General features: G+C 33.5%; 9 protein-coding genes. 5 read left to right on the top strand and 4 right to left on the bottom strand.

Annotated features, from left to right (window positions below):
• The 5 genes from AAC053_RS07635 to AAC053_RS07615 form a co-directional block, all read left to right on the top strand.
• Positions 1-270, top strand: a 270-nt coding sequence (locus AAC053_RS07635) for a hypothetical protein (protein ID WP_339754892.1), incomplete at its 5' end; no start/stop codon positions are given.
• Positions 257-1054, top strand: a complete 798-nt coding sequence (locus tag AAC053_RS07630; protein ID WP_339754889.1) for a hypothetical protein — start codon at positions 257-259, stop codon at positions 1052-1054. The genes AAC053_RS07635 and AAC053_RS07630, both read left to right, overlap by 14 nt.
• 45 nt (positions 1055-1099) lie before the next feature.
• A complete protein-coding gene (locus tag AAC053_RS07625) occupies positions 1100-1606 on the top strand; it encodes a DUF6702 family protein (protein ID WP_339754887.1) in 507 nt (168 codons plus the stop codon).
• A gap of 65 nt (positions 1607-1671) precedes the next feature.
• On the top strand, positions 1672-3969 hold the full coding sequence (locus AAC053_RS07620) for a M1 family metallopeptidase (protein WP_339754884.1): 2298 nt from the start codon (positions 1672-1674) through the stop codon (positions 3967-3969).
• A 79-nt stretch (positions 3970-4048) separates the two neighbouring features.
• On the top strand, positions 4049-4339 hold the full coding sequence (locus AAC053_RS07615; RefSeq protein WP_339754881.1) for a twin-arginine translocase TatA/TatE family subunit: 291 nt from the start codon (positions 4049-4051) through the stop codon (positions 4337-4339).
• A 1-nt stretch (position 4340) separates the two neighbouring features.
• On the opposite strand, the gene AAC053_RS07610 is transcribed toward AAC053_RS07615, so the two are convergent.
• The 4 genes from AAC053_RS07610 to AAC053_RS07595 form a co-directional block, all read right to left on the bottom strand.
• Positions 4341-4982: an O-methyltransferase gene (locus tag AAC053_RS07610; RefSeq protein ID WP_339754879.1), complete on the bottom strand. Its 642-nt coding sequence runs from the start codon at positions 4980-4982 to the stop codon at positions 4341-4343.
• Entirely contained in the window at positions 4982-6067 is a 1086-nt protein-coding gene (locus tag AAC053_RS07605) for an amidohydrolase family protein (protein ID WP_339754877.1), read from the bottom strand. Before AAC053_RS07605 ends, AAC053_RS07610 begins: the two co-directional genes overlap by 1 nt.
• Positions 6060-6596 carry a 3-hydroxyanthranilate 3,4-dioxygenase gene (locus tag AAC053_RS07600; protein ID WP_339754874.1) on the bottom strand — a complete coding sequence of 179 codons (537 nt, stop codon included), beginning with the start codon at positions 6594-6596 and terminating at the stop codon, positions 6060-6062. Before AAC053_RS07600 ends, AAC053_RS07605 begins: the two co-directional genes overlap by 8 nt.
• 121 nt (positions 6597-6717) lie before the next feature.
• Positions 6718-7500 (bottom strand): SDR family oxidoreductase, encoded by a 783-nt coding sequence (locus tag AAC053_RS07595; protein WP_339754870.1) that lies wholly within the window; start codon positions 7498-7500, stop codon positions 6718-6720.
• Positions 7501-7554: the final 54 nt, after the last annotated feature.

Genomic DNA, 7554 nt, shown 5'->3' with positions numbered 1-7554 from the left:
AATAGAATTAATGGTGATACTAATGAATACAAGGAAAGAATAGAAACAGAGTTTAAAGAAAAGTGTTTAAATCAATTAAAAGCAGAATATTCAAAAACTATTTTTGAGGCTATAATTATTTCTAAAGATTATAAAGAAGAATTTTTTCAATTTTGTTTAGAGGACAATCAATTTAAGTCTGTATGCGAAGATGAAAATAAATTGAATGCTGTTGGTTTTCTTTTAGATAAATTAAAAGCATTCAAAACCAACTTTAATGAAGAAAACTAAAACCACATTTTTTTTTGCACTTTTTCTTTTGTGTTTTTGTTCTCAAGCTCAAACTAAAGACCTCGATGGTAAACTTATTGCAGATGACGAGGTAGAAGGTATCCATATCCTAAATAAAACAGCATCTAAATATACAATATCTAACGAAGATGGTAGCTTTATTATTTTGGCAAAAGCGTCCGATACACTATTTATTTCGGGTCTAAAATACCAAGTCAGAGAGTTTATAATAACGCAAACTATAATAGATTTAGGTAGTTTTAGTATCCAATTAGTAGAAAAAATTAATGAGTTAGATGAAGTTGTTGTTGGTAAGATTTTAACAGGAAGCTTACAGTCTGATTTAGAAAATTCTGATGCAAAAACAGAGATTAATTTTTATGATTTAGGCATTCCAGGTTATACAGGTAAACCATTGACACAGAACGAACGGAAACTTCATGATGCAGATGCTGGCCCAATTGGATATATTGGATTTGGTGCTGGTGTTAATTTGCATAAACTACTAAATAAAATAAGTGGTAGAACCAAAAAATTGAAAGAAATAGTCGCATTAGACGATAAGGAAAGATGTATTAAACGCTTAAGGCGAGACTATGAAGAGGCCATTTTTAAAATAGATAGTTTAGCAAATAATCTAAAAAATGAATATTTCTATTTTTGTCAAGAAGATGAAGGTTTTAAAGATTTGTGCGATGTGAATAATGATCTAAAATCTATTGAGTTTTTGCAATCTAAGTTAAAAGCATACAAGAAAAATAGAGAATCCGTTACTAAAGATTAACTTTGGAATACTTTTTGGATTTAACTTAAAAACCATAAATTAAGCATGAAATCATTACAACTTATATTAGCTTTTTTAATAGTTCCTGTACTTGTCTCTAGTAGTACAAAACACGATTATTACGTTAGTGTCACAAAAATTGAATACGTTAAGGCGCAACAATCGCTTCAAATTATAAATCAGATTTTTATAAATGATTTTGAAAAGTTATTACGTCAACGTTATGATGAGAGTATTACTCTTGATACTGAAAATGAATCAGAAGTAGTAGAAACTTATATGCAACGATATTTATCAGATAAGTTAAAAATCAATGTAAATGGAGCTTCTGTAAGCTTCAAATTTATTGGAAAAGAATACAAGGATGATATCACCTACTGCTACCTCGAAATTGAAAATGTCTCAGAAATAAAATCATTAGAGGTTACCAATAGAATTTTGTTCGATATTTTTCCAGAGCAGCAGAACATTGTGAGATTGAAACTCTTAAATAAAAACAAGAGTTTTTTATTGCTTCCAGACAAAGACAGTTTCGTGTTAAACTTTGATTAAAAATCTGTTAAAGACATCTTAAATAGCTACATTAGGCATCATTTTTTAATAACACTAATATTTATATGAAAATTTTAAAGTATTTCTTATGCTCCTTTCTTTTTGTTTCTGCGAGCACATTTGCACAAAACGAAATAAAGCCAAAGCGTAAACCTGGGCATACTAACCAGAACAAATTCAAACAGTTATACGATGAATTTGCAACGCCTAACATGTTTAGAACAGGTTCTGGTGCACCTGGCCCAGCATATTACCAACAACAAGCAGATTACAAAATGGATATCGAAATCGATGATGTAAATGCAAAATTATATGGTAACGAAACTATTACTTACACTAATAATTCTCCAGACGAGTTAAAATATCTTTGGGTACAGTTAGATCAAAATATGCGTGCTAAAGATTCTAAGACTCCATTAATAAGTGGTTCAGGAGTGTCACCTGCAACAACATCTGCGAGAGCAGTTAAATCTTATTTAAAAGAACGCTTTGACGGTGGTTTTAACATAGAACATGTTAAGGATGTTAATGGTAAAGATTTAGCTCACATGATTAATCGTACGATGATGCGTGTTGAGTTACCAGCAGTAATGAAGACAGGAGATAAGTTTTCTTTTAAAATAAAATGGTGGTACAAAATTAATGATCACGTTAAAGATGGTGGACGCTCTGGTTACGAGTATTTCGAAGAGAATGACAATAAAATCTATGTTATGGCTCAGTTTTACCCTCGTATGGCTGTTTATAACGATACAGAAGGGTGGCAAAATTCACAATTTTGGGGACGCGACGAGTTTGCATTACCATTTGGTGATTTTGATGTAAATATTACGGTTCCTGCAGATCATATTCTTGACGGGACAGGTTATTTAGTTAACAGAGAAGATGTGTTTACTAAAGATATGATGAAGCGTTTCAATCAAGCAAAAAAATCTTATGATAAACCTGTTATGATTGTGACACAGGCTGAAGCCGAAAAAACAGAGAAGTCTAAAAGTAATAAGAAAAAAACTTGGAAACTTTCTGCTCAGATGGTTCGTGATTTTGGTTTTGCAACATCACGTAAATTTTTATGGGATATGATGGCTGTTAAAATTGGTGACAAAGATGTAATGGCAGTATCATTATATTCTAAAGAAGGAAATCCATTATGGGAGCAATGGTCAACAAGAACTGTTGCTAGTACTTTAAAGTCTTATTCTCGTATGACCTTTGATTATCCATATCATAAAGCAATTTCTGTACATGCACCAATGGGAATGGAATACCCTATGATTTGTTATAATTTTGGTCGCCCAGATAAAGAAGGAAAGTATTCTGACAGAACTAAATACGGAATGATAAGTGTAATCATACATGAAGTTGGTCATAATTTCTTCCCAATGATTGTAAATAGTGATGAGCGTCAATGGACATGGATGGACGAGGGTTTAAATACATTTGTTCAGTATGTTGCAGAACAAGATTTTGGAGAGTGGAATCCTACTGCTTTATCTTCAATACATAATGCTTATCCATCACGTAGAGGACCTGCTAAAAATATTGTAAGATACATGGGAGGTAATCAAGATTTTATTGCGCCAATTATGACCAAAGGTTTAAATACCTATCAGTTTGGTAGCAACGCTTATAGTAAGCCAGCTACAGGGTTAAACATGTTAAGAGAAACGATTATGGGTCGCGACCTTTTTGATTATTCATTTAGAGAGTATGCTCACCGTTGGATGTTTAAGCACCCAACACCAGAAGATTTTTTCCGTACGATGGAAGATGCTTCTGCAATAGACCTAGATTGGTTTTGGAGAGGTTGGTTCTATACAACTGATTATACGGATATTGGTGTAAAAGAAGTAAAGAAATTTGCCGTAACTGCCAACCCAAATGATAATGGAAAAAGATTGGCAGATCGTTACAACATGGATCCGAATGACTTAGTATATTTTGTTGAAGAGGGTACCGAAGGTTATGATGAGGCAATGAAAACTGCTGCATCAATTGACGATATTCCTACTGTAAAAGAATACATCATGGATAACTTCACGCCTGAAGAGCAAAAAGCAATGAAAAATGCTCCGAAATATTTCTATCAGGTTACTTTTAATAAGCCAGGTGGTTTAGTAATGCCTCTTATTGTGCAATATGAATATGCCGATGGTTCTAAAGAGAAAGTTACTTATCCAGCGCAAATCTGGAGATTTAATGATAATGAAGTAAGTAGAGCTGTTGCTAGTGAAAAGGAGATTGTGTCTATTACGGTAGATCCAGATTTAGAAACTGCAGATGTAGATACTTCAAATAATTCTTGGCCAAAAGAAGTTAAAGACAGTGATTTCGATAAGTTTAAGAATAAAGTAAAAAATTAAATAGTTAATTCTATACTATTAAGCCGACTTTAACCAGTCGGTTTTTTTTTATTACATAAAGTCACTCTATATTTGCAATGTGATACAACAAGCAATATTATTATTCATAGGAGGCACAGAAATCGTATTTGTACTATTTATAGTGGTATTGGTATTTGGTGCCGATAAACTACCAGAAATTGCAAGAGGTATGGGTAAAGGTATGCGGACTTTAAGAGATGCAACCAATGATATTAAACACGAAGTAACTAAAAGTGCAAAGGAAAATAATATCATAGATACAGATGTTGCCAAGGATATCCAAGAAGAAATAACTAAAATTAAAGACGACCTAAGTGATTTTACAGGCTCTGTAAAAAGAAAACTTTAGTTTACCTTTTCCTACTAATAGTTAATCCATCTCTGATCGGTAACATTACGGTTTCAATACGTTCGTCATATTTAAGCAAAGTGTTGTAATCTAAAACGGCCTTGGTAGATTTGTCTTTTGGTTCCAAGGGTTCAACCACTTTTCCATGCCATAATACATTGTCCGAAAGTATAATCCCTCCTTTATTCAATTTATCGATAATTGAATGAAAATAATTGCAATAATTAGGTTTATCTGCATCGATAAAAACTAAATCAAAAGTAAAATTTAATTGTGGTATAATATCTAGAGCACTTCCTGTATGTTGAATTATTTGATGACCAAAATTTGATTTGTCAAAATACTTACGTTGAAAATCAGTTAACTCTTCATTAATATCTATAGTGTGTAGTTCTCCATCATTTTGTAACCCTTCTGCTAAGCATAATGTAGAATAACCAGTAAAGGTGCCTATTTCTAGAATAGATTTAGGGTTTATTAATTTTGATACTATACTTAGTACTCTTCCTTGATATGAGCCACTAAGCATAATGGGTTGTAGTACTTTCTGATAAGTTTCTCGAGTTAATTGTTGTAATAACTTTGGTTCTTGTTCAGAATGTGCAACAACATAATCATCCAATTTTTCTGGTAAAAAATACATTAGCTAAGAATACGATTTATAAGTTTTTGCTTTGCTGCTTCGTCATCTCCACACAACCATTGTACAACATTATCTTCCCAAATGGCATCGCGTTGTGATTCTGTAATAATATCCTGCTCTATAGCAAGGTCTAAAATTTTACCAGGATAAGAAGATTGTTTTTCGCTCTCCATTTCTCCAAGAGGATAAGGGTCATCTAATCCCATTAGGACTTGTTTAGAGCCTTGATTCTTAATAAGTAGATCTAACCCACCAGTATCATGTACAAGTGTGTCAAAGAATATGTTTTTATGACCAACAGCCTTTCTCGGATGGCTTTTGCCTTCAAACAAATCTGGACGTCCATCAAACCCTTGAATACGTCTTCCTAAATTAATTTGAGCCAATTGACCTCCGTGAGCAAAACATGTACGCATATTGGGGAATTTGTCTTGGAATCCATTTAAGGTTAAAAAGTGATAAGCATCTGCACATTGCGCTAACATCCAAATCAAATGAAAACGCCAAGATGTGTTTTCTAATTTTATAAATTTTTCACCATCGTAAGGGTGAATTTCTACAGCGAGATTATACTTGTTAGCCAATTCAAAAATAGGTTCATTTTCTTCATCAAAAATGCATCGCCAAGTACCAATAGTATCCATATAATGCGTTGGAAGGCATAAGAGTTGTAAGCCCAATTCTTCGACACAGCGCTCAATTTCCCAACACGCGCCACGAACAAATCCTGGATGTACAACAAACCCACAAGTAAATTTACTTGGGTTTTCATGCTGAACTTTAGCATTAAAATCATTTTGAAAGCGCAAAGCCTGTTTCATTTCCTCAACACGCAATCCATTACCGTAAAGTTGAGACAGGTTTAAAACGACAGCATGGTCTATTTTAAAATTTTCCATCCAAGCTAACTTTTCATCCAAGAAAAAACTAGAGTCTGTGATTGGTCTATTCCAATCTTTTTGAAGCATAAACTTACGGTCTTTATCTACCCAAAAGATGCCTTTATCCTTCATAAACTGAGGAATATCCTCAGGATAAGGAAGTAAGTGAGAGTGACCGTTAATTCTTAGTTTGCGTTTAGTCATCAATTTGAACTTTTTTTGGCGGTTGCATTACTTGACCACAATTAGGGCAACTGCGTTTATCATTATCGCCATAATATTTGTCAAAAATAGCAGGCATATCAGTTTCAATATTGTCTAATGTAAAATCCTCTTCATACAATTTAGTAGTACAGTTTTCGCAGAACCAAAGCAATGCATCTTTAACACCTTCTTCTCTTGGGTACTCTATAACCAAGCCAACAGTATTAGCTCCGCGTTGAGGTGAATGCGGTACTTTAGGAGGTAATAAGAAGATTTCCCCTTCTTTAATATGTATGTCTTTTGGCGTGCCTTTATCTATAATTTTTAAAGTAATATCACCTTCAACCTGATAGAAAAACTCTGGTGTTTCATTATAGTGATAATCCTTTCGGCTATTTGGTCCACCGACAACCATAACAATAAAGTCTCCATCTTTCCATACCACTTTATTCCCAACAGGTGGTTTTAATAAATGACGATTTTTTTCAATCCAAGCTTTAAAATTTATAGGAGGAAATATTTTACTCATGATATATTTTTTTTGTGTTATTGCGAAGCAAATTTTTATTTACGTGGCATTCTATTTCAAAAGGAAGAGATTACCGCGTCACTTTGTTCCTCGTAATGACAAATTCAATTCTTGTATAAAGTTACAAACTTTTTGTGCGCCCACCATCAACAGGAAGATTAATTCCGTTAATATAACTCGCACGTTCACTTGCTAAAAATGTTATGGCATCTGCTAATTCTTCTGGTTTAGCAAAACGTTTAGCAGGTACAGCACTTCTCATAGCGTTAGCAGCTTCTTCTTCTGTGTTTCCTGCTTTTTCAGATTTGTTTTTAATGATTTCAGTTAATCGCTCCGTTCCTGTGGCACCTGGAAGCACATTGTTTACTGTGATACCAAATTGACCAAGTTCGTTAGCTAAGGTTTTACTCCAATTTGCAACAGCTCCACGAATGGTATTGCTAACTCCTAGTCCGTCTAAAGGTTGTTTAACAGAAGTTGAAATGACATTAATAATACGACCATAACTTTCACTTTTCATAAATGGAACAGTAGCTTGAGCTAGCACATGATTACATTTTAAATGCTGTGTAAAAGCATCTTCAAACTCTTCTACATCAGCAGAAAAAACGGGTCCACCTTTTGGTCCACCTGTATTATTGACTAAAATATGAAAGCCATGATGTTTAGAAATATAGTCGCTTACTTTCGCTTTCAATTCCGTTGGATCTGAAAAATCGGCAACAATATAATCGTGATTTCTTTGTTGAGGTAATTCAGCAAGCGTCGCTTTTAACTTGTCTTCGTTTCTAGCAATTAGGGTTACAATAACTCCTTCTTCGGCTAAGGCTAATGCTGTTGCTTTGCCTATTCCTGCTGTGCTTCCGCAAACTAATGCGTATTTGTTGTTTAGTTGTAAATCCATATCTATTTCCTGTGAAGTCAGGAATCTTTTAATTAATAACTTTTATTTCAATTT

The sequence above is a fragment of the uncultured Winogradskyella sp. genome (assembly GCF_963975125.1).
GTDB lineage: Bacteria > Bacteroidota > Bacteroidia > Flavobacteriales > Flavobacteriaceae > Winogradskyella.
This window is presented reverse-complemented; position numbering and strand designations above follow the sequence as displayed.

What these genes read in the sequence shown, in the direction of transcription:
- AAC053_RS07630 (WP_339754889.1), top strand. Translation starts at nt 257, where the DNA reads ATGAAGAAAACTAAAACCACATTTTTTTTTGCACTTTTTCTTTTGTGT.
- AAC053_RS07625 (WP_339754887.1), top strand. Translation starts at nt 1,100, where the DNA reads ATGAAATCATTACAACTTATATTAGCTTTTTTAATAGTTCCTGTACTT.
- AAC053_RS07620 (WP_339754884.1), top strand. Translation starts at nt 1,672, where the DNA reads ATGAAAATTTTAAAGTATTTCTTATGCTCCTTTCTTTTTGTTTCTGCG.
- AAC053_RS07610 (WP_339754879.1), bottom strand. Translation starts at nt 4,982, where the DNA reads ATGTATTTTTTACCAGAAAAATTGGATGATTATGTTGTTGCACATTCT.
- AAC053_RS07605 (WP_339754877.1), bottom strand. Translation starts at nt 6,067, where the DNA reads ATGACTAAACGCAAACTAAGAATTAACGGTCACTCTCACTTACTTCCT.
- AAC053_RS07600 (WP_339754874.1), bottom strand. Translation starts at nt 6,596, where the DNA reads ATGAGTAAAATATTTCCTCCTATAAATTTTAAAGCTTGGATTGAAAAA.
- AAC053_RS07595 (WP_339754870.1), bottom strand. Translation starts at nt 7,500, where the DNA reads ATGGATTTACAACTAAACAACAAATACGCATTAGTTTGCGGAAGCACA.